At 57.2% G+C, this 21,264-nt stretch carries 18 protein-coding genes; 17 read left to right on the plus strand and 1 reads right to left on the minus strand.

Going from position 1 to position 21,264, the window contains the following annotated elements:
• Positions 1-32 precede the first annotated feature (32 nt).
• Positions 33-1,367, minus strand: coding sequence for a TRZ/ATZ family hydrolase (locus FGA82_RS10700; RefSeq protein WP_141127061.1), 1,335 nt, complete (start codon positions 1,365-1,367; stop codon positions 33-35).
• Positions 1,368-1,475: 108 nt separating this feature from the next.
• On the opposite strand from FGA82_RS10700, the gene mtnA reads away from it, so the two are divergent.
• The 17 genes from mtnA to FGA82_RS10785 all read left to right on the plus strand — a co-directional run bounded on the left by mtnA (position 1,476) and on the right by FGA82_RS10785 (position 21,227).
• Entirely contained in the window at positions 1,476-2,552 is a 1,077-nt protein-coding gene (gene mtnA, locus FGA82_RS10705; RefSeq protein WP_025113083.1) for an S-methyl-5-thioribose-1-phosphate isomerase, read from the plus strand.
• Positions 2,553-2,975: 423 nt separating this feature from the next.
• Entirely contained in the window at positions 2,976-5,750 is a 2,775-nt protein-coding gene (gyrA, locus tag FGA82_RS10710; protein WP_141127062.1) for a DNA gyrase subunit A, read from the plus strand.
• A gap of 229 nt (positions 5,751-5,979) precedes the next feature.
• Positions 5,980-7,065, plus strand: a complete 1,086-nt coding sequence (gene serC, locus FGA82_RS10715; RefSeq protein WP_141127063.1) for a 3-phosphoserine/phosphohydroxythreonine transaminase — start codon at positions 5,980-5,982, stop codon at positions 7,063-7,065.
• Complete coding sequence (gene pheA / locus FGA82_RS10720) at positions 7,065-8,159, plus strand: prephenate dehydratase (RefSeq protein ID WP_007908404.1); 1,095 nt, start codon at positions 7,065-7,067, stop codon at positions 8,157-8,159. Before serC ends, pheA begins: the two co-directional genes overlap by 1 nt.
• A gap of 13 nt (positions 8,160-8,172) precedes the next feature.
• Positions 8,173-9,285 carry a histidinol-phosphate transaminase gene (hisC, locus tag FGA82_RS10725; protein ID WP_095120519.1) on the plus strand — a complete coding sequence of 371 codons (1,113 nt, stop codon included), beginning with the start codon at positions 8,173-8,175 and terminating at the stop codon, positions 9,283-9,285.
• A 28-nt stretch (positions 9,286-9,313) separates the two neighbouring features.
• Positions 9,314-11,521 (plus strand): bifunctional prephenate dehydrogenase/3-phosphoshikimate 1-carboxyvinyltransferase, encoded by a 2,208-nt coding sequence (locus FGA82_RS10730; protein WP_249384234.1) that lies wholly within the window; start codon positions 9,314-9,316, stop codon positions 11,519-11,521.
• Positions 11,518-12,207 carry a (d)CMP kinase gene (gene cmk, locus FGA82_RS10735; RefSeq protein WP_015093983.1) on the plus strand — a complete coding sequence of 230 codons (690 nt, stop codon included), beginning with the start codon at positions 11,518-11,520 and terminating at the stop codon, positions 12,205-12,207. Before FGA82_RS10730 ends, cmk begins: the two co-directional genes overlap by 4 nt.
• A 119-nt stretch (positions 12,208-12,326) precedes the next feature.
• A complete protein-coding gene (gene rpsA, locus FGA82_RS10740) occupies positions 12,327-14,015 on the plus strand; it encodes a 30S ribosomal protein S1 (RefSeq protein ID WP_122609279.1) in 1,689 nt (562 codons plus the stop codon).
• A 205-nt stretch (positions 14,016-14,220) separates the two neighbouring features.
• A complete protein-coding gene (locus tag FGA82_RS10745) occupies positions 14,221-14,499 on the plus strand; it encodes a hypothetical protein (RefSeq protein WP_141127064.1) in 279 nt (92 codons plus the stop codon).
• Positions 14,500-14,650: 151 nt separating this feature from the next.
• Complete coding sequence (gene ihfB, locus FGA82_RS10750) at positions 14,651-14,947, plus strand: integration host factor subunit beta (RefSeq protein WP_003189779.1); 297 nt, start codon at positions 14,651-14,653, stop codon at positions 14,945-14,947.
• Positions 14,948-14,977: 30 nt separating this feature from the next.
• Positions 14,978-15,217: a lipopolysaccharide assembly protein LapA domain-containing protein gene (locus FGA82_RS10755; protein ID WP_141127065.1), complete on the plus strand. Its 240-nt coding sequence runs from the start codon at positions 14,978-14,980 to the stop codon at positions 15,215-15,217.
• A gap of 223 nt (positions 15,218-15,440) precedes the next feature.
• Positions 15,441-16,517 carry a dTDP-glucose 4,6-dehydratase gene (gene rfbB, locus FGA82_RS10760; protein WP_171057268.1) on the plus strand — a complete coding sequence of 359 codons (1,077 nt, stop codon included), beginning with the start codon at positions 15,441-15,443 and terminating at the stop codon, positions 16,515-16,517.
• A complete protein-coding gene (gene rfbD / locus FGA82_RS10765; protein ID WP_141127067.1) occupies positions 16,514-17,395 on the plus strand; it encodes a dTDP-4-dehydrorhamnose reductase in 882 nt (293 codons plus the stop codon). The genes rfbB and rfbD overlap by 4 nt, the downstream gene beginning before the upstream one ends.
• Positions 17,392-18,282, plus strand: a complete 891-nt coding sequence (rfbA, locus tag FGA82_RS10770) for a glucose-1-phosphate thymidylyltransferase RfbA (RefSeq protein WP_141127068.1) — start codon at positions 17,392-17,394, stop codon at positions 18,280-18,282. The genes rfbD and rfbA overlap by 4 nt, the downstream gene beginning before the upstream one ends.
• A 55-nt stretch (positions 18,283-18,337) precedes the next feature.
• Positions 18,338-19,261, plus strand: coding sequence for a glycosyltransferase (locus FGA82_RS10775; protein WP_141127069.1), 924 nt, complete (start codon positions 18,338-18,340; stop codon positions 19,259-19,261).
• Positions 19,258-20,220 carry a UDP-glucose 4-epimerase family protein gene (locus FGA82_RS10780; protein ID WP_141127070.1) on the plus strand — a complete coding sequence of 321 codons (963 nt, stop codon included), beginning with the start codon at positions 19,258-19,260 and terminating at the stop codon, positions 20,218-20,220. The genes FGA82_RS10775 and FGA82_RS10780 overlap by 4 nt, the downstream gene beginning before the upstream one ends.
• On the plus strand, positions 20,217-21,227 hold the full coding sequence (locus FGA82_RS10785; RefSeq protein ID WP_141127071.1) for an MraY family glycosyltransferase: 1,011 nt from the start codon (positions 20,217-20,219) through the stop codon (positions 21,225-21,227). The genes FGA82_RS10780 and FGA82_RS10785 overlap by 4 nt, the downstream gene beginning before the upstream one ends.
• Positions 21,228-21,264 lie beyond the last annotated feature (37 nt).

Genomic DNA, 21,264 nt, shown 5'->3' on the forward strand with positions numbered 1-21,264 from the left:
GTGCTGTAGCTCTGGCGTTTGCGCCAGAGTGTTTACGATTCGGTGTGGCCGCTGATGCGCTGGCCCCAGGCCCGAGCGGTGGCGCCCAGTTGCTCTTCGTCCATGCGCGTCAGGCGTCGGTCGTCGAGTAGTTGTCTGCCGGCGACCCACAGGTGTTTCACGCAATCGCGACCAGTGGCATATATAAGCTGCGAAACCGGGTCGTACACCGGTTGCTGTGCCAGGCCGGACAGGTCGAAAGCGACGATGTCGGCAGCTTTGCCGATTTCCAGTGAGCCGACTTGCGTCTCGATCCCCAGTGCGCGCGCGCCATTCAGGGTGGCCATGCGCAGTGCCCGATGGGCGTCCAGCGCCGTGGCCGAGCCGGCCACGGCTTTGGCCAGCAGCGCGGCGGTGCGGGTTTCGCCGAGCAGGTCGAGATCATTGTTGCTTGCCGCGCCATCGGTGCCGACCGCGACATTAACCCCAGCCTGCCACAAACGCTCGACCGGGCAGAAGCCGCTGGCGAGTTTCAGGTTGGATTCCGGGCAATGGATCACGCTGGTGTTGCTTTCTACCAGCAACGCCAGGTCGTCATCGCTGATCTGGGTCATGTGCACGGCCTGGAAGCGCGGGCCCAGCAGGCCGAGACGGCCAAGGCGAGCGAGCGGGCGTTCGCCGCGCTGCTCCAGTGACTGCTGAACTTCGAAAGCGGTTTCGTGCACGTGCATATGGATCGAGGCGTCCAGCTCCTCGGCAATCACGCGGATTTTCTCGAGGTTCTCGTCACCGACGGTGTACGGTGCATGAGGGCCGAACGTGATCTTGATGCGTTCGTGGTGCTTCAAGTCGCCGAACAACTCGACACCCTGACGAATGGCTTCATCGGCGCTGCTGGCGCCCGGGATCGGGAAATCAAGGATCGGAATGGCAATTTGCGCGCGAATACCGCTGTTGTGCACGCGTTCACTGGCGACTTTCGGGAAGAAATACATGTCCGAAAAACAGGTGATGCCACCCTTGATCTGCTCGGCGATGGCCAGATCAGTGCCGTCACGGACAAACTCTTCATCGACCCATTTGGCCTCGGCCGGCCAGATGTGGTTTTCCAGCCAGGTCATCAGCGGCAGATCATCGGCGAGGCCACGGAACAGCGTCATCGCCGCGTGGCCGTGCGCATTGATCAGGCCTGGAGCCAGCAACACATCGGGTAATTCGCGGACTTCCGTGGCGTTACACTTCAATGCTTCGGCGCGCGGGCCGATAAACACGATGCGACCGTCGCGGATGCCCAGGCCGTGCTCCTTGAGCACAACGCCTGCAGGTTCGACGGGTACCAGCCAGGTCGGCAGCAATAATAAGTCGAGCGCAATGGCAGGTTTCGGCATCGAGGGTCGGTTCCAGTGCTTTTGTAAAGGATGGCGAAGTATACCCGAGCGTCTTCGCGGGGGGATCGCTATAATCGGCGGCTTTTGTTCATGAGTGCGGGGTGTGGGATGCGCGATCGACTGTTGGCTGCGGAGAAAGTGAAGGCCATCGATTGGCGAGACGGCGCGCTGCACCTGCTGGATCAGCGTATTTTGCCGTTCGAGGAAACGTGGATTGCCTACACCAGCGCCGCCGGCGTGGCTGAGGCGATTCGCTCGATGGTGGTGCGCGGCGCGCCGGCCATTGGCATCAGTGCGGCGTATGGCATCGTCCTCGCGGCGCGTGCGCGGATCGCTGAGGGCGGCGACTGGTATGCGGCGCTGGAAGAGGATTTCGCCTTGCTGGCGGATTCTCGTCCGACCGCGGTCAATCTGTTCTGGGCCTTGGGTCGCATGCACGATCGCCTTGATCGCTTGAAAGAAAACGCCGATCCGCTGGCGGCGTTGGAAGCCGAAGCCATCGCCATTCATGAAAGCGATCGCGAAGCCAACCTGACCATGGCGCAGTTGGGCGTTGATCTGATCCGCAAACATCAGGGCAATGCCCAGGCGATTCTCACTCACTGCAATACTGGCGCGCTGGCCACCGGCGGCTTTGGTACGGCGCTGGGAGTGATTCGTGCGGCTTATCTGGAAGGCATGGTAGAGCGCGTTTACGCCGATGAAACCCGCCCGTGGCTGCAAGGCTCGCGTTTGACTGCGTGGGAACTGGCCAACGAAGGCATCCCGGTAACGTTGAATGCCGACTCAGCTGCCGCGCACATCATGAAAACCAAGGGTGTGACCTGGGTGATCGTCGGCGCTGACCGCATCACCGCCAATGGTGACGTGGCGAACAAGATCGGCACCTATCAACTGGCGGTCAACGCCATGCACCACGGTGTGCGCTTCATGGTCGTGGCGCCGAGTTCGACCATCGACATGAATCTGGCCAGCGGTGACGACATCCCGATCGAAGAGCGTGACGGCGCCGAGCTGCTCGAAGTCGGCGGCAAGCGCGTCGGTGCCGATGTTGAAGCGTTCAACCCGGTGTTTGACGTGACTCCGGCTGATCTGATCGATGCGATCGTCACCGAGAAGGGCATCGTCGAACGCCCGGACACCGCGAAAATGGCCCAGTTGATGTGCCGCAAACGCCTGCATTGATTGGCTTGAGTCCCGCGTCGACCTCTTCGCGAGCAAGCTCGCTCCCACAGGTTTTGTGATCACCACAGAACCCTGTGGGAGCGAGCTTGCTCGCGAAGGGGTCTTAAAAGTCAATAAACATCCCCAAACCAAGCCTCAATTCTGCATTCAAACAAGCTCTGAGCCTCTCTCGTCCCCGTTAAGCCTGTCACCGGTCAACTAACTATGCTCCATGCGCATCAGGGGGATAGGTGCGTGGCGGCTCTTGTGATAACATCCGGCGTTTTCCGAGGCAGCTCCACGGAGCTGTCTTTACTGCGCAAATCCGCGATTCAATGTTGATTTGTCGTAAGTCGGCGCATGGCACTCGGCCTGCCCCGACGAGCTTCGTTGCTCCCACATGGATATGACGAAGTTTCACCAGAAAAAGGAATCAGGCTTCTCATGGGCGAACTGGCCAAAGAAATCCTCCCGGTCAATATCGAAGACGAGCTGAAACAGTCCTACCTCGACTACGCGATGAGCGTGATCGTCGGCCGTGCACTGCCGGATGCGCGCGATGGCCTCAAGCCCGTGCACCGTCGCGTACTGTTCGCGATGAGCGAGCTGGGCAACGACTTCAACAAGCCGTACAAGAAATCTGCCCGTGTTGTCGGCGACGTGATCGGTAAGTATCACCCGCACGGTGACACTGCCGTGTACGACACCATCGTTCGTATGGCTCAGCCTTTCTCCCTGCGCTACCTGCTGGTAGACGGTCAGGGCAACTTCGGTTCGGTCGACGGCGACAACGCTGCTGCGATGCGATACACCGAAGTGCGCATGACCAAGCTGGCGCACGAGTTGCTGGCTGACCTGCATAAAGAAACCGTGGACTGGGTGCCGAACTACGACGGCACCGAAATGATCCCGGCGGTCATGCCGACCCGTATCCCCAACCTGCTGGTCAACGGCTCCAGCGGTATCGCCGTGGGCATGGCGACCAACATTCCGCCGCACAACCTCGGTGAAGTCATCGACGGTTGCCTGGCGCTCATCGACAACCCTGAGCTGACCGTCGATGAACTGATGCAATACATCCCCGGTCCGGACTTCCCGACCGCCGCGATCATCAATGGTCGCGCCGGCATCATCGAAGCCTACCGCACCGGTCGCGGGCGTATTTACATGCGCGCTCGTTCGATCATCGAAGACATCGACAAGGTCGGTGGTCGTCAGCAGATCGTCATCACCGAACTGCCGTACCAGCTGAACAAGGCGCGTCTGATCGAGAAGATCGCCGAGCTGGTCAAAGAGAAGAAGCTCGAAGGCATCACCGAGCTGCGCGACGAGTCCGACAAGGACGGTATGCGCGTCGTGATCGAACTGCGTCGCGGCGAAGTGCCTGAGGTGATCCTCAACAACCTCTACGCCCAGACCCAGCTGCAATCGGTATTCGGCATCAACATCGTTGCGCTGATCGACGGCCGCCCACGCATCCTGAACCTCAAGGATTTGCTGGAAGCCTTCGTCCGTCACCGTCGCGAAGTGGTTACCCGTCGCACCGTGTTCGAACTGCGCAAGGCGCGCGAGCGTGGTCACATCCTCGAAGGTCAGGCCGTTGCCCTGTCGAACATCGACCCGGTTATCGCCCTGATCAAGGCCTCGCCGACCCCTTCGGAAGCGAAAGAAGCGCTGATCAGCACGCCGTGGGAGTCCTCGGCCGTGGTCGCGATGGTTGAACGTGCCGGTGCCGATTCGTGCCGTCCGGAAAACCTCGATCCGCAATACGGTCTGCGCGAGGGCAAGTACTTCCTGTCGCCAGAACAGGCGCAAGCCATTCTGGAACTGCGTCTGCACCGTCTGACCGGTCTGGAACACGAAAAACTGCTGGCCGAGTATCAAGAGATCCTCAACCAGATCGGCGAGCTGATCCGCATCCTCAACAGCGCTGTGCGCCTGATGGAAGTGATTCGCGAAGAGCTGGAAGTGATCCGCGCCGAATACGGCGACGTGCGCCGCACCGAAATTCTCGATGCCCGTCTCGACCTGACCCTGGGTGACATGATCCCGGAAGAAGAGCGCGTCGTGACCATTTCCCACGGTGGCTACGCCAAGACCCAGCCATTGGCTGCGTACCAGGCTCAGCGTCGTGGCGGTAAAGGTAAATCGGCCACTGGCGTCAAGGATGAGGACTACATCGCTCACTTGCTGGTTGCCAACAGCCACACCACGCTGCTGCTGTTCTCCAGCAAGGGCAAGGTGTACTGGCTCAAGACCTACGAGATTCCGGAAGCGTCCCGCGCCGCCCGTGGTCGTCCGCTGGTCAACCTCTTGCCGTTGAGCGAGGGCGAATACATCACCACCATGCTGCCGGTCGATCTCGAAGCCATGAAGCGTCAGGCTGATGAAGAAGAAGCCGAAGGCGCCGAGGCTGATGTAGAAGAGATCGAAAACAGCAACGAGACCGATGAAGAGCGTCGTGCTCGCATCAAGGCTGCCGACCGCAAGAAGGCGCCGTTCATCTTCATGTCGACCGCCAACGGTACCGTGAAGAAGACCCCGCTGGTGGCGTTCAGCCGTCAGCGCAGCGTCGGCCTGATCGCGCTGGAACTGGACGAGGGTGACATCCTGATCTCCGCTGCCATCACTGATGGCGAGCAGGAAATCATGCTGTTCTCCGACGGCGGCAAAGTGACTCGCTTCAAGGAATCCGAAGTTCGCGCCATGGGCCGTACTGCCCGCGGTGTGCGTGGTATGCGTCTGCCGGAAGGGCAGAAGCTGATCTCCATGCTGATTCCGGAAGAAGGCAGCGAGATCCTCACCGCTTCCGAGCGCGGCTACGGCAAGCGCACGGCGATCACCGAGTTCCCTGAATACAAGCGTGGCGGTCAGGGCGTGATCGCCATGGTCAGCAACGAGCGTAACGGCCGTCTGGTCGGTGCGGTTCAGGTGCAGGACGGTGAAGAGATCATGCTGATCTCCGATCAGGGCACCCTGGTGCGAACCCGTGTCGACGAAGTGTCGAGCCTGGGCCGTAACACTCAGGGCGTGACGCTGATCAAGCTGGCCAAGGATGAAACCCTGGTCGGGCTGGAGCGGGTTCAGGAGCCTTCGGAAGTAGAAGGTGAAGAGCTTGAGGGTGAAGAGGGCGAGGAATTCGAAGGCAGCGTCGTGATCGACGATGCTGGCGAAGACCAGCAACTCGACGCCGCAGCAGACGAAGAACCGCAAGAATAAGCGGACAAACGAGGGGGCGGATGAGAATTCGCCCCCTTGTTATTTGTCCTGTTTGAAAATTTGCGACACTGCACAGGATCGTTCCCACGCTTTGCGTGGGAATGCCGCTCGGGACGCTCCGCGTCCCATGACGCAGAGCGTCATCCGATGCATTCCCACGCAGAGCGTGGGAACGATCATCCGCAGACCAATAGATTTAAGTGACCACCAAATCAGAGCGAGATTGGATGTGAGCAAGCGAGCCTATAACTTCTGCGCCGGTCCTGCGGCGCTTCCTGAAGCTGTCCTGCAGCGCGCCCAGGGTGAACTCCTTGATTGGCACGGCAAGGGTCTGTCGGTCATGGAAATGAGCCATCGCAGCGATGAGTTCGTGTCCATTGCCACCCAGGCCGAGCAGGATCTGCGTGACCTGCTGAATATCCCGTCGAACTACAAAGTGCTGTTTCTGCAAGGTGGCGCCAGCCAGCAATTCGCGCAGATCCCACTGAACCTGCTGCCTGAAGGCGGCTCTGCCGACTATATCGATACCGGTATCTGGTCGCAGAAAGCCATCGAAGAAGCCTCGCGCTACGGTCACGTCAATGTTGCCGCCACCGCCAAGCCTTACGACTATTTCGCCATCCCGGGCCAGAACGAGTGGAACCTGTCGAAAGACGCCGCTTACGTTCACTATGCGCCGAACGAAACCATCGGCGGTCTGGAATTCCAGTGGATCCCGGAAACCGGCGACGTGCCTCTGGTAGCTGACATGTCTTCGGACATTCTGTCGCGTCCAGTCGACATCTCGCATTTCGGCATGATCTACGCCGGCGCGCAGAAGAACATCGGCCCTAGCGGTATCGTCGTCAACATCATTCGGGAAGACTTGCTGGGCAAGGCTCGTTCGCTGTGCCCGACCATGCTCGACTACAAAGTCGCAGCCGATAACGGCTCGATGTACAACACCCCGCCGACGTTGGCCTGGTACTTGTCCGGTCTGGTGTTCCAGTGGCTGAAAGAGCAGGGCGGCGTTGAAGCCATCGCCAGGCTCAATGACGTCAAACAGCGCACGTTGTATGACTTCATCGACGCCAGCGGCCTCTACAGCAACCCGATCAATAAGTCGGACCGCTCGTGGATGAACGTGCCGTTCCGTCTGGCTGACGATCGTCTGGACAAGCCTTTCCTCGTCGGTGCCGAAGAGCGCGGCTTGCTCAACCTCAAGGGCCATCGCTCCGTGGGCGGCATGCGCGCCTCCATCTACAACGCCGTCGACATCACCGCGGTTAACGCGCTGGTGGCGTACATGGCTGAATTCGAGAAGGAACACGGCTGATGTCCGAGCAAGAACTCAAGGCACTGCGCGTTCGCATTGACGCTCTGGACACCAAAGTCATGGAGCTGATCAGTGAGCGTGCGCGTTGCGCCCAGGAAGTCGCGCGAGTAAAGATGGCCTCGCTGGCCGAAGGCGAAGTGCCGGTGTTCTATCGTCCTGAGCGCGAAGCTCAGGTGCTCAAGCGTGTGATGGAGCGCAATCAGGGGCCGCTGGGCAACGAAGAGATGGCGCGGTTGTTCCGCGAAATCATGTCGTCGTGCCTGGCGCTGGAGCAGCCGCTGAAAGTGGCTTACCTCGGCCCTGAAGGCACCTTCACCCAAGCCGCAGCCATGAAACACTTCGGCCACGCCGTCATCAGCAAGCCGATGGCAGCTATCGACGAAGTGTTCCGTGAAGTGGCGGCCGGTGCGGTAAATTTTGGCGTGGTGCCGGTGGAAAACTCCACCGAAGGCGCGGTCAATCACACGCTGGACAGCTTCCTCGAACACGACATGGTGATCTGTGGCGAAGTCGAGTTGCGCATTCACCATCACCTGTTGGTCGGTGAAAACACCAAGACCGACAGCATCAGCCGCATCTATTCCCATGCGCAGTCGCTGGCTCAGTGCCGCAAGTGGCTGGACGCGCATTACCCGAATGTCGAGCGCGTGGCGGTGTCGAGCAATGCCGAAGCGGCCAAACGGGTTAAAGGTGAGTGGAATTCGGCGGCGATTGCCGGCGACATGGCGGCAGGGCTGTATGGCCTGACCCGTCTGGCCGAGAAGATCGAAGACCGTCCCGACAACTCGACGCGCTTCCTGATGATCGGTAACCAGGAAGTGCCGCCGACCGGCGACGACAAGACTTCGATCATCGTGTCGATGAGCAACAAACCCGGCGCGTTGCACGAGTTGCTGGTGCCGTTCCACGACAACGGGATCGACCTGACCCGTATCGAAACCCGTCCGTCGCGCAGCGGCAAATGGACGTATGTGTTCTTCATCGACTTCGTCGGCCATCACCGTGATCCGTTGATCAAAGGTGTATTGGAAAAGATCAGTCAGGAAGCAGTAGCACTCAAAGTGCTGGGTTCCTACCCGAAAGCAGTTCTCTAAGGGGCGGTAGCAAATGAGTGGCAACTTCCTCGCTCTGGCACAGCCGGGCGTGCAACAACTTTCGCCGTACGTTCCGGGCAAGCCTGTGGACGAACTGGCGCGCGAGCTGGATCTGGATCCGGCAAAAATCGTCAAACTGGCGAGCAACGAAAACCCGCTGGGCGCCAGTCCGAAAGCCTTGGCGGCGATCCGCGAAGAGCTGGCCGAGCTGACCCGTTATCCGGACGGCAACGGTTTCGCCCTGAAATCCCTGCTGGCCGAGCAATGCCGTGTCGAACTGAACCAGGTTACCTTGGGCAACGGCTCCAACGACATTCTTGAGCTGGTCGCGCGAGCCTATCTGGCGCCGGGCTTGAATGCGGTGTTCAGTGAGCACGCGTTTGCGGTGTATCCGATTGCCACTCAGGCGGTCGGCGCACAAGCCAAAGTGGTACCGGCCAAGGATTGGGGGCATGACCTGCCTGCGATGCTTGCGGCCATCGATGCCAATACCCGTGTCGTATTTATCGCCAACCCGAACAACCCGACCGGCACCTGGTTCGGCGCTGAAGCGCTGGACGAGTTCCTGCAGGATGTTCCGGAGCACGTGCTGGTGGTATTGGACGAGGCGTACATCGAGTACGCCGAAGGCAGTGATCTGCCGGACGGTCTGGATTTCCTCGCGGCGTATCCGAACCTGCTGGTTTCGCGCACCTTCTCCAAGGCCTATGGCCTCGCGGCATTGCGCGTCGGCTACGGCCTGTCGACCCCGGTTGTTGCTGATGTGCTGAACCGTGTTCGCCAGCCATTCAACGTCAACAGCCTCGCCCTGGCGGCAGCCTGTGCAGCGTTGAAAGACGAAGAGTATCTGGCGCAAAGCCGTCAGCTAAACGAGTCGGGCATGCAACAGTTACAAGCCGGTTTTCGTGAGCTGGGCCTGAGCTGGATCGAATCCAAAGGCAATTTCATCTGCGTCGATCTCGCTCAAGTCGCGGCCCCGGTGTTCCAGGGCTTGCTGCGCGAAGGTGTGATCGTGCGTCCAGTTGCCAATTACGGTATGCCGAACCACCTGCGGGTGACCATCGGTCTGCCGGCGGAAAACAGCCGTTTCCTTGAAGCGCTGCGCAAGGTTCTGGCTCGTGGGTGATGTCACTGCAATGCAATCTGCTGCACCTATGATCGGTCGCCTTGTGGTGGTCGGTCTGGGGTTGATCGGTGGTTCGTTTGCCAAAGGCTTGCGTGAAAGCGGTGTGTGCCGCGAAGTGGTCGGGGTCGATCTCGATCCGCAATCGCGCAAGCTGGCGGTCGAGTTGGGTGTGGTTGATCGTTGTGAAGATGACTTGGCAGCGGCTTGCCAAGGTGCTGACGTAATTCAGCTGGCGGTGCCGATTCTGGCCATGGAAAAAGTGCTCGCACGTCTGGCGAGCATGGATCTGGGGCAGGCGATTCTGACAGATGTCGGTAGTGCCAAAGGCAATGTGGTGCGCGCGGCGACCGAGGCGTTCGGCGGCATGCCGGCGCGTTTCGTGCCGGGACATCCGATCGCCGGTTCCGAGCAGAGCGGGGTAGAAGCCTCCAATGCCGAACTGTTCCGTCGTCACAAAGTGATTCTTACGCCGCTCGAGCAAACCGATCCGGCGGCGCTGGCTGTGGTCGATCGTCTGTGGCGCGAATTGGGCGCCGATGTCGAGCACATGCAGGTCGAGCGTCACGACGAAGTGCTGGCTGCGACCAGCCATTTGCCGCACCTGTTGGCCTTTGGTCTGGTCGACTCGTTGGCCAAGCGCAATGAAAATCTTGAGATCTTCCGTTACGCTGCGGGCGGTTTCCGCGATTTCACAAGAATCGCCGGAAGCGACCCGGTGATGTGGCACGACATCTTCCTCGCCAACCGCGAGGCTGTCCTGCGCACACTCGATACATTTCGCAGCGACCTCGACGCCTTGCGCGACGCGGTCGATGCAGGGGATGGGCACCAATTGTTGGGCGTTTTCACTCGCGCCCGGGTTGCCCGCGAGCATTTCAGTAAAATCCTGGCCCGCAGGGCCTATGTGGACGCTATGAACTCCAACGATCTGATCTTCCTGGCTCAACCTGGTGGCCGCCTGTCCGGTCGGATTCGCGTACCGGGTGACAAATCGATTTCCCACCGCTCGATCATGCTCGGTTCGCTGGCCGAAGGCGTCACTGAAGTCGAAGGCTTCCTCGAGGGCGAAGACGCTCTGGCGACCTTGCAGGCATTCCGCGACATGGGCGTGGTCATCGAAGGCCCGCATCACGGCCGCGTGACCATCCACGGTGTCGGTCTGCACGGCCTGAAGCCGGCGCCAGGCCCCATCTATCTGGGCAACTCCGGTACCTCGATGCGTCTGTTGTCCGGCCTGTTGGCTGCGCAGAACTTCGACAGCACGCTGACTGGCGATGCGTCGCTGTCCAAGCGCCCGATGAATCGCGTGGCCAATCCGCTGCGTGAAATGGGCGCGGTGATTGAAACCGCCGCCGAAGGTCGTCCGCCAATGACCATTCGCGGCGGTCACAAGCTCAAAGGCCTGACCTACACCATGCCGATGGCCAGTGCGCAGGTGAAGTCCTGCCTGCTGCTCGCCGGTCTGTACGCTGAAGGCAAGACCACCGTGACCGAGCCGGCTCCGACTCGCGATCACACCGAGCGCATGCTGCGTGGTTTCGGGTATCCGGTCAGCGTTGAAGGCGCTACGGCTTCGGTCGAATCTGGCGGCAAGCTGACGGCGACTCACATTGAAGTTCCGGGCGACATCTCGTCGTCAGCTTTCTTCCTCGTCGCGGCCTCGATCGCCGAAGGTTCGGAGCTGGTGCTTGAGCACGTCGGCATCAACCCGACTCGTACCGGCGTTATCGACATCCTGCGTCTGATGGGCGCGGACATCACTCTGGAAAACCAGCGCGAAGTCGGCGGCGAGCCTGTGGCTGACCTGCGCGTGCGGGCAGCTAAACTCAAAGGTATCGAGATTCCGGAAGAGCTGGTGCCGTTGGCCATCGACGAATTCCCGGTACTGTTCGTGGCTGCGGCCTGCGCCGAAGGGCGCACCGTGCTGACCGGCGCTGAAGAGCTGCGGGTCAAGGAGTCGGATCGTATTCAGGTGATGGCGGACGGTCTGTTGGCGCTGGGCGTGAAATGCCAGCCGACCCCGGACGGCATCATCATCGACGGCGGCCAGATCGGCGGCGGCGAAGTGCATGGTCATGGCGATCACCGTATCGCGATGGCTTTCAGTGTGGCCTCTCTGCGCGCCACCGCACCGATCCGCATCCATGATTGTGCCAACGTCGCGACGTCGTTCCCCAACTTCCTCGCACTGTGCGGGCAGGTCGGTATTCGTGTGGCACAAGAGGCTCAGTCGTGAAAAACATTGCACCGGTCATCACCATTGATGGGCCAAGCGGCTCGGGCAAAGGCACCGTAGCCGGGATTCTGGCCAAGCGTCTGGGCTGGAACCTGCTGGATTCCGGTGCGCTTTACCGTTTGCTGGCATTTGCTGCGCACAACCATGGCGTTGATCTGACCAACGAAGAACTGCTGAAGAAACTTGCCGCTCATCTGGATGTGCAGTTCATTGCGGCGACGGATGGTCAGTTGCAACGGATCATTCTGGAGGGTGACGAAGTCAGCGATGTCATTCGCACCGAAAGCGTCGGTTCCGGCGCTTCGCAAGTGGCTGCATTGCCCGCCGTACGCGAGGCGCTGCTGCAACGCCAGCGTGCTTTTCAGGAAGCGCCGGGCCTGGTGGCCGATGGTCGCGACATGGGCACGGTGGTTTTTCCGGATGCGCCGCTGAAGATTTTCCTGACCGCCAGTGCCGAGGAGAGGGCGCGCCGTCGATATTTGCAGTTGAAGGGCAAAGTCGAGGGTGTTAGTCTGTCGAGTCTGCTAGATGAGATCCGTGCACGCGATGAGCGTGACACCCAGCGAGCGGTAGCCCCGCTTAAGCCGGCGGCTGACGCCATACAGCTGGATTCCACGGAGTTGTCCATCGATCAGGTGCTTGAACGCATCATGAGCGAGATCGCCATTCGCGATATCGCCGGGTGACCAAGAAGGTTGCAGGGGACCAGTCATAGTCCTGCGGCGCTTCTTCTATATGAAACTAACCCACACCGTCTGGGGTGTGGAGATGGGCGTATCCTTCGCCCTCATTTACAGGAATTAAAATGAGCGAAAGCTTTGCGGAACTCTTTGAAGAAAGCCTAAAAACCCTGAACCTTCAGGCAGGCTCCATCATCACCGGTGTTATCGTTGATATCGATTACCAGGCTCGCTGGGTAACCGTTCACGCTGGCCTGAAGTCTGAAGCACTCATCCCGCTTGAGCAGTTCTACAACGACGCTGGCGATCTGACTATCAATGTCGGTGACGAAGTTCACGTTGCTCTGGACTCGGTTGAAGACGGTTTCGGTGAAACCAAGCTGTCCCGTGAAAAAGCCAAGCGCGCTGAGTGCTGGATCGTTCTGGAAGCAGCATTCGCAGCTGAGGAAGTGGTCAAGGGCGTTATCAACGGTAAGGTTAAAGGCGGCTTCACTGTCGACGTTAACGGCATCCGTGCGTTCCTGCCAGGTTCCCTGGTTGACGTCCGTCCAGTGCGCGACACCACGCACCTGGAAGGCAAAGAGCTGGAATTCAAGGTCATCAAGCTGGACCAGAAGCGCAACAACGTTGTCGTTTCCCGTCGCAGCGTCCTGGAAGCCGAGAACTCCGCCGAGCGTGAAGCTCTGCTGGAATCCCTGCAGGAAGGCCAGCAAGTCAAAGGTATCGTCAAAAACCTCACCGATTACGGCGCATTCGTCGATCTGGGTGGCGTGGACGGCCTGCTGCACATCACCGACATGGCCTGGAAGCGCATCAAGCATCCTTCCGAGATCGTCAATGTTGGTGACGAAATCGACGTTAAGGTTCTGAAATACGATCGCGAACGCAACCGTGTTTCCCTGGGCCTGAAGCAACTGGGCGAAGATCCATGGGTTGCTATCAAAGCCCGTTACCCAGAAAGCACTCGCGTTACCGCTCGTGTAACCAACCTGACCGACTACGGCTGCTTCGCTGAGCTGGAAGAAGGCGTTGAAGGTCTGGTACACGTTTCGGAAATGGACTGGACCAACAAGAACATCCACCCTTCGAAAGTCGTACAAGTCGGCGACGAAGTGGAAGTTATGGTTCTGGACATCGACGAAGAGCGTCGTCGTATCTCCCTGGGCATCAAGCAGTGCAAATCTAACCCATGGGAAGATTTCTCTGGCCAGTTCAACAAGGGCGATAAAATCTCCGGCACCATCAAGTCGATCACCGATTTCGGTATCTTCATTGGTCTGGACGGCGGCATCGACGGTCTGGTTCACCTGTCCGACATCTCCTGGAACGAAGTTGGCGAAGAAGCTGTTCGTCGTTTCAAGAAGGGCGACGAGCTGGACACCGTTATCCTGTCGGTTGACCCAGAGCGCGAGCGTATCTCCCTGGGTATCAAGCAACTGGAAAGCGATCCGTTCTCCGAGTACGTCTCGGTTAACGACAAAGGCGCAATCGTTACTGGCACCGTGAAAGAAGTTGACGCCAAAGGCGCCATCATCGTTCTGGCCGACGATATCGAAGCGACTCTGAAAGCCTCCGAAATCAGCCGTGACCGCGTTGAAGACGCGCGCAACGTTCTGAAAGAAGGCCAGGAAGTAGAAGCCAAGATCATCAGCGTTGATCGTAAGAGCCGCGTGATCCAACTCTCCATCAAGTCGAAAGATGATGCTGAAGAGAAAGAAGCTATCCAGAGCCTGAAATCGGCTCCGGAAGGTGAAGCAGCTGACACCACCATGGCTGGCCTGCTGCGCCAGGCAATGGCGGCCAAACAGAACTAAGTTCTGATTGGGCAATAAAAAGGGCGACTTCGGTCGCCCTTTTTTGTGCCTGCGATTTAGTGTTTCGAGTCATGCATGAAGGTTTCAGTGAAACCAATCCCGCTTCTGGGCGGTCTGTTTCTTTAATCGGATCAATCGTCTATTCACGTCTAAGCTTGGTCTTAAGCGTGAAGTCGTCGGGCAGTTGCCTGGCATAAGGAAGTGGATGAACAAGTTTATTATCCTCGTGGCTGTACTTGTTCTGGCTGGCTGTACGACCAGTGCCAAAACCCATGCGGTGCGTGGCGTCAGTGGTATCGAGGTCGATTGCTCCGGGTTGGGCTCTGGCTGGGAGAAATGCCAGAAGCGCGCGGCTAAGGAGTGCAAGGGCGCGGGCTACAAAGTGATCACGCGATCAGATGATGCCAAGGATGAGGATGAGTTTCCTTTTGGCTTCAACCCGGCAGGCTACGTGACACGCACCATGCTGGTGATCTGTCGATAAGCATGCATGCTCAGTTTGTTACTTTAATGCCCTGAAAATGGGCGTTTCGGCGCCGATGAAGATATGTCAATCCCTGGGCTGTTCAAAATCTTCCGGGCGTGCTAAAACCTTTCAAGCGCTGATCTAGCTGCTTGAAAAAGAAGGGAAAAATATGACGAAGTCGGAGTTGATCGAACGAATTGTCACCCATCAAGGGCTGCTCTCATCCAAGGATGTGGAGCTGGCCATCAAGACCATGCTTGAGCAAATGTCCCAATGCCTGGCCACCGGTGATCGCATCGAGATCCGTGGGTTTGGCAGCTTCTCCCTGCACTACCGTGCGCCGCGCGTTGGTCGTAACCCTAAGACAGGTCAGTCGGTCAGTCTTGACGGTAAATTCGTTCCGCATTTCAAGCCGGGTAAAGAATTGCGTGATCGGGTGAATGAGGAAGAGGAGGAGGGGGTTTGATCTGCGCTATTCAAATTCGAGGGGGCGTGAATGCGTAACCTGAAACGCATACTGCTTGGCGTATTTCTTCTGCTGATGGTTCTGATTGTTCTGGCTTTTGTGCTTGAGAATCAGCAGTCGGTTTCGCTTTTGTTTCTAGGTTTTTCCGGGCCGCAGTTGCCAGTGTCGCTCGTTGCAGTGTTGGCTTTGTTGATCGGAATGCTGATTGGCCCTTTATTGGGCTGGTTTCTGGGGCGTTCGTCCAGAGCCGCACGCAAGCGACTGGTCTGAAAACGACAGGCGCACGGCGTCTGTCGAAATTGCGCCTCAGCCTGTCTTTATCCATTAGTAAAACCATCATTAAGCTGTAAAATGCAGCCCTTGTTCGATCGTGCCTTATTGCATATCGATTCAGACTGACTCTGACGGATGCCAACTGCGACTGGCCTCTGCATTCATGGATTAGATGGCGCTCAATGGCAGCGCTGTCCGCAGCTCAAGGGTATCGTTTCGCGTGAAAATTCTAGTTACCGGCGGCGCCGGCTTCATTGGCTCGGCAGTCATCCGTCACATCATCTCCAGCACTTCCGATGCGGTCGTTAACGTCGATAAGCTGACTTACGCCGGCAATCTGGAGTCGCTGGCGGAAGTCAGCCAGAATTCGCGTTACGCCTTCGAGCGCGTCGATATCTGTGATCGTGATGAAATCGATCGCGTCCTGCGTGAGCACCAACCGGATGCCATTATGCATCTGGCCGCAGAATCCCACGTCGATCGCTCGATCTCCGGCCCGTCCGAGTTTATCCAGACCAACATCATCGGCACTTACACGCTGCTCGAAGCCGCCCGCCATTACTGGGCCGCGCTGGATGATGCGCGTAAAGCCAGTTTCCGCTTTCACCATATTTCGACTGACGAAGTCTACGGTGATCTCGAGGGGCCGGAAGATCTCTTCACCGAAACCACGCCTTACCAGCCAAGCTCGCCTTACTCGGCAAGCAAGGCCAGCTCCGACCATCTGGTTCGTGCCTGGGCACGTACTTATGGTCTGCCGACACTGGTTACCAACTGCTCGAACAACTACGGCCCATGCCATTTCCCTGAGAAGCTGATCCCCCTGATTATTCTCAATGCTCTGGAAGGCAAGCCTCTGCCGGTTTATGGCAAAGGTAACCAGGTTCGTGACTGGTTGTATGTAGAAGATCACGCTCGGGCGTTGTACAAAGTCGTCACCGAAGGCGTAATTGGTGAGACTTACAACATCGGCGGTCATAACGAAAAACAAAACATCGAAGTGGTGCATACCCTGTGTGCGTTGCTCGATGAGTTGCGCCCTGATTCTGCCCATCGTCCGCATGCCAGCCTGATTACCTATGTTCAGGATCGTCCAGGGCATGACGTGCGTTATGCAATCGATGCGAGCAAGATTCAGCGTGAACTGGGTTGGACACCGGAGGAAACCTTTGAAACCGGTATTCGCAAGACTGTTGAGTGGTATCTGAGTAACACCGAATGGGTAGAGCACGTGAAGAGCGGTAGCTATCAACAGTGGATTGACCAGAACTACGCAGATCGATCGACTAAAGCATGAAAATTTTATTGCTGGGTATGAATGGGCAGGTGGGGTGGGAGCTACAACGCGCCCTTGCGCCACTTGGAGAATTAATTGCCCTTGATCGCAATACAGGTGGTGACTTATCTGATCTGGACGCCCTGCGCACGATGATTCGCAAGGTTGGACCTGACGTCATCGTCAACGCCGCAGCCTATACCGCTGTCGATAAGGCTGAGTCGGAAACCGAACTGTCAGACCGTGTGAACGCTCGGGCGAGTCAGGTCATGGCTGAAGAGGCTGCGTCCTTGGGTAGCTGGCTTGTTCATTACTCGACCGACTATGTGTTCAGCGGCCAGGGTACGCAGCCTTGGCAAGAAACTGATGCAGTCGCCCCGGTGAATCACTATGGCGCCAGTAAGCTGGCCGGTGAGCAAGCGATTATCGCGTCAGGTTGCAAGTACCTGATCTTCCGCACCAGTTGGGTTTACGGCGCACGTGGCAACAATTTTGCCAAAACCATGCTGCGTTTAGCCAAGGAGCGTGAAACGCTTAATGTTATTGCCGACCAGATCGGAGCGCCGACCGGTGCTGATCTGATTGCAGACGTGACGGGTTTGGCAATTCAACAAGTGATGCAGCGCCCTGAACTGGCGGGTCTTTATCACTTGGCTGCAGGCGGTGAGGTTTCTTGGCATGGCTATGCCAGCCATGTCATAGAATTTGCACAAACCAATGGCGAGCAGCTTGCGGTTAAAGCGATAGATCCAATCGACACCAGCGCTTACCCAACACCTGCACGGCGTCCTCTGAATTCACGTTTGAATACGCAGAAACTACGTGACAATTTTTCTCTGCACTTGCCGGATTGGCAAAGTGGTGTAACCCGAATGCTTAGGGAAGTTTTGAATAAATGACCACGACAAATCGTAAAGGTATCATCCTCGCCGGCGGCTCGGGCACGCGTCTGCACCCGCTGACTCTTGGCGTATCAAAGCAGATGTTGCCGATCTACGACAAGCCGATGATCTTTTATCCGTTGTCGGTACTGATGCTTGCGGGGATGCGCGAGATTCTGATCATCTCCACCCCGGAAGATTTGCCGTGCTTTCGCAAGTTGCTCGGCGATGGCAGCGTGTACGGAATCAATCTGACCTACGCCGAGCAGCCTAGCCCCGATGGTCTCGCTCAAGCGTTCATCATTGGTGAAGAGTTCATTGGAAAGGACCCTTGCTGCTTGATCTTGGGGGACAATATTTTCTACGGTCAGCACTTCTCGGATAACTTGCGTTCTGCAAGCTCACAGCAGCAGGGTGCTACTGTATTCGGCTACCACGTATCCGACCCGGAGCGTTTTGGCGTAGTTGAATTCGATGCAACGGGGCGCGCGCTGAGTATCGAAGAAAAACCACTGAAACCCAAATCCAACTATGCCGTCACCGGTTTGTATTTCTACGACAACGACGTTGTCGAGATCGCTAAGGGCATCAAGCCTTCCGAGCGTGGCGAACTGGAAATTACCGACGTTAACCGTGCATACCTTGAGCGCAAAACGCTGAGTGTTGAAATGCTTGGCCGCGGTTTCGCCTGGCTTGATACCGGGACTCATGATTCGCTGCTGGAAGCCAGTCACTTCGTACACACTATCGAGCAGCGACAAGGCTTGAAAGTGGCGTGCCTGGAAGAGATTGCTTACCACAACGGCTGGATCACTGCCGAGCAACTGGGGGCTCAAGCCGATGCCCTGAAGAAAACTGGCTACGGTCAGTATCTGCAGAAACTGCTGGACTCGCCTTCCCATTGATTCGAGCGCGTAATCCTTTCGAGTAGAAGCGTCAACCGGTTCAAGCAGGAACGGCATGTCAGTAAAACATCCTAAGGTCGCGGTTTTGCTGGCTGCCTACAATGGCATGCAGTGGATCGAGGAGCAGTTGGCCTCGATCCTCGGCCAGTTAGCGGTCGACGTAACTGTTCATATAAGTATCGACCCCTCCACTGACGGAACTGAGGCGTGGTGCGTGGCTTACGCTGGGCAACACCCTGAGGTTTTGATCCTGCCGACTGCCGGCAGTTTTGGGGGGGCATCCCGCAACTTCTTCCGTCTCATCCGTGATGTCGACTTTAAGGGGTACGACTTCATTGCCTTCGCCGATCAGGACGACGTATGGCATGTGGACAAGCTGCAGCGTGCGGTTCATGTAATGCAAGACCGTCAGATCGATGCTTACTCAAGTAATGTCACAGCATTTTGGCCAGACGGTAAAACTCATCTGCTGGACAAGGCACAGCCTCAAGTTGAATGGGACTATCTATTCGAGGCGGCAGGGCCTGGTTGTACTTACGTGATGGGCAAGCGGCTCGCAGATACACTGAAGACGTCGATGCTCGACAATTGGCAGCTTTTGCAAGCCGTCAGTCTCCATGACTGGTATTGCTACGCTTTTGCGCGCAGTCATCATTACCGCTGGTACATTGACCCGGAACCGTCCATGAATTATCGCCAACACGAGCGTAATCAGGTCGGCGCTAACAAGGGCTTGAGTCCGTTGGTTGCCCGCTATAAAACAATTCATGACGGCTGGTGGTTCAGTCAGGTGCAGTTGATCGTGCGCTTGATTGGTCGGGGCGGCGACCCCTTTGTGCGAACGTGGCTGGAATTGCGTCGCAGGCAATTGATAACGCTTTCCTTCAGCGCTTTGCGTTGCCGGCGGAGAGTACGCGACAAGGTGTTTTTCTTTTGCATTTGTTGGGTTACTGCGTTGATAGGGAACAAGTCTAGATGACCGCCCCGAACGTGTTGGTTACAGGTGCCGGCGGTTTCGTTGGGGAGGCGGTGGTTTTCAGGCTATTAGTAGACAAAAAGTTTTACCCGATTGCGGCTGTACGCGGAGCCACTCGGCTTCAGGGGGTGTGCGCAGTTCAAACCTTCAACTTGACCGATGCCACACAACTGCCAGCGCTGCGTGGTGTTCAAGTTGTCGTTCATGCTGCTGCGCGAGTGCATGTCATGAACGAAACTGCAGACGACGCGTTGGCCGAGTTTCGTAGGGTCAATGTGGAGGGAACTCTAAGGTTGGCGAAATGTGCCGCCGAATCTGGAGTTAAACGCTTTATTTTTCTCAGTTCTATCAAGGTCAATGGCGAATCGACTGTAGCAGGTAAACCATTCAATGCCGATGACCAGCCGAGCCCCCAAGACCCGTATGGGGTATCCAAATACGAGGCGGAGGAGCGATTGAGGCAGTTGGGTCGTGACACCGGCATGGAGGTCGTGATAATTCGTCCACCGCTGGTTTACGGTCCCGGCGTAAAAGCTAATTTTCTGAGCATGTTGCGTTGGCTTGATAAAGGTATTCCTTTGCCTCTGGGGGCCATTGGAAATCGGCGAAGTCTGGTTTCGATCGGTAATCTGGTGAGTCTGATAGTCACCTGTATCGATCATCCAGCCGCGGCTAACCAGATTTTTCTAGTCAGTGACGGTGAAGATTTGTCTACCAGTCAATTGCTGCGTCGACTCTCCGGTGCACTGGGTAAATCCGCCCGACTGTTACCTGTACCCGAATGGTTGCTGGCAGTAGCGGCATCGGTATTGGGCAAGCAGTCTGTCGTGCAAAGAATATGTGGCTCATTGCAAGTCGATATCACTAAGAATCGTGACCTGCTGGGTTGGGCTCCTCCCGTCAACATGGACGAAGCCATGCGCCAAACCGCTGGCCATTACTTGGAAAAGCAAACGCAATGAATGTTTGGTGGCTGCTACTCTCTGTATTCGCTGTTTCCTGGGTATTGACGCTTCTCTTGCGTCGATACGCCTTGGCCAAGAGTTTGATAGACATACCTAACGAGCGCAGCTCTCACTCAGTTCCGACGCCGCGTGGGGGAGGGGTCGCTATTGTTGTTTCCTTTCTACTGGCACTGCCCCTGCTTGCGAGTTTGGATCTGCTAAGCTTTTCGGCCCTGATTGGGCTTCTTGGCTCGGGTCTACTCGTTGCCGTTATCGGGTTTGCCGATGACCATGGGCATATTGCAGCAAGGTGGAGGTTGCTTGGTCATTTCACTGCTGCGGCCTGGGCGTTGTATTGGATGAACGGGCTAGCGCCAATTGAGCTGTTCGGATACATAATTGATCTGGGATGGCTCGGTAATATTCTGGCGTTACTGTATTTAGTCTGGATGCTCAATCTCTATAACTTTATGGATGGCATTGATGGTTTGGCCAGTGCCGAAGCGATCAGCGTCTGTTTGGGTATGTGCCTGGTGTATTGGTTTAGTGGCAATAGTGAGCTGATATGGCTACCGTTGACTGTGGCTGCTGCGGTTGCAGGGTTCCTTTGGTGGAATATTCCTCCAGCGCGGATCTTTATGGGTGATGCGGGGAGTGGGTTTCTCGGTGTAGTGCTAGGTATAATATTGCTGTATTCCGTGTGGACTAAGCCGGTGTTCCTTTGGAGTTGGTTGATTTTACTTGGTGTATTCATAGTTGATGCAACTTTCACGCTGGTGCGGAGGCTATTCAGAGGTGCGAAGGTTTATCTAGCTCATCGCAGTCATGCCTATCAATCGGCATCAAGGCTCTACGTGAGTCATAGGCGGGTTACACTTGGCATCATCGGAATCAATCTTTTCTGGTTGATGCCTCTTTCTATTGCTGTTGGTAACTCGAGCTTGAATGGATTAGCTGGGTTTGTGCTGGCCTACGTACCCTTAGTATTGCTGGCAATCAAGTTTGACGCGGGCGCGGAAGAGTAGTTGAGATACTCTGGAAGGACTATAAAGCAATCCAGTG

This window comes from Pseudomonas fluorescens (genome assembly GCF_005938625.1).
Taxonomy (GTDB): domain Bacteria; phylum Pseudomonadota; class Gammaproteobacteria; order Pseudomonadales; family Pseudomonadaceae; genus Aquipseudomonas; species Aquipseudomonas fluorescens_BD.

Coding starts and splice junctions, on each gene's coding strand:
- FGA82_RS10700 (WP_141127061.1), bottom strand. CDS start 1,367: ATGCCGAAACCTGCCATTGCGCTCGACTTATTATTGCTGCCGACCTGG.
- mtnA (WP_025113083.1), top strand. CDS start 1,476: ATGCGCGATCGACTGTTGGCTGCGGAGAAAGTGAAGGCCATCGATTGG.
- gyrA (WP_141127062.1), top strand. CDS start 2,976: ATGGGCGAACTGGCCAAAGAAATCCTCCCGGTCAATATCGAAGACGAG.
- pheA (WP_007908404.1), top strand. CDS start 7,065: ATGTCCGAGCAAGAACTCAAGGCACTGCGCGTTCGCATTGACGCTCTG.
- hisC (WP_095120519.1), top strand. CDS start 8,173: ATGAGTGGCAACTTCCTCGCTCTGGCACAGCCGGGCGTGCAACAACTT.
- FGA82_RS10730 (WP_249384234.1), top strand. CDS start 9,314: ATGATCGGTCGCCTTGTGGTGGTCGGTCTGGGGTTGATCGGTGGTTCG.
- rpsA (WP_122609279.1), top strand. CDS start 12,327: ATGAGCGAAAGCTTTGCGGAACTCTTTGAAGAAAGCCTAAAAACCCTG.
- FGA82_RS10745 (WP_141127064.1), top strand. CDS start 14,221: ATGAACAAGTTTATTATCCTCGTGGCTGTACTTGTTCTGGCTGGCTGT.
- ihfB (WP_003189779.1), top strand. CDS start 14,651: ATGACGAAGTCGGAGTTGATCGAACGAATTGTCACCCATCAAGGGCTG.
- FGA82_RS10755 (WP_141127065.1), top strand. CDS start 14,978: ATGCGTAACCTGAAACGCATACTGCTTGGCGTATTTCTTCTGCTGATG.
- rfbD (WP_141127067.1), top strand. CDS start 16,514: ATGAAAATTTTATTGCTGGGTATGAATGGGCAGGTGGGGTGGGAGCTA.
- rfbA (WP_141127068.1), top strand. CDS start 17,392: ATGACCACGACAAATCGTAAAGGTATCATCCTCGCCGGCGGCTCGGGC.
- FGA82_RS10775 (WP_141127069.1), top strand. CDS start 18,338: ATGTCAGTAAAACATCCTAAGGTCGCGGTTTTGCTGGCTGCCTACAAT.
- FGA82_RS10780 (WP_141127070.1), top strand. CDS start 19,258: ATGACCGCCCCGAACGTGTTGGTTACAGGTGCCGGCGGTTTCGTTGGG.
- FGA82_RS10785 (WP_141127071.1), top strand. CDS start 20,217: ATGAATGTTTGGTGGCTGCTACTCTCTGTATTCGCTGTTTCCTGGGTA.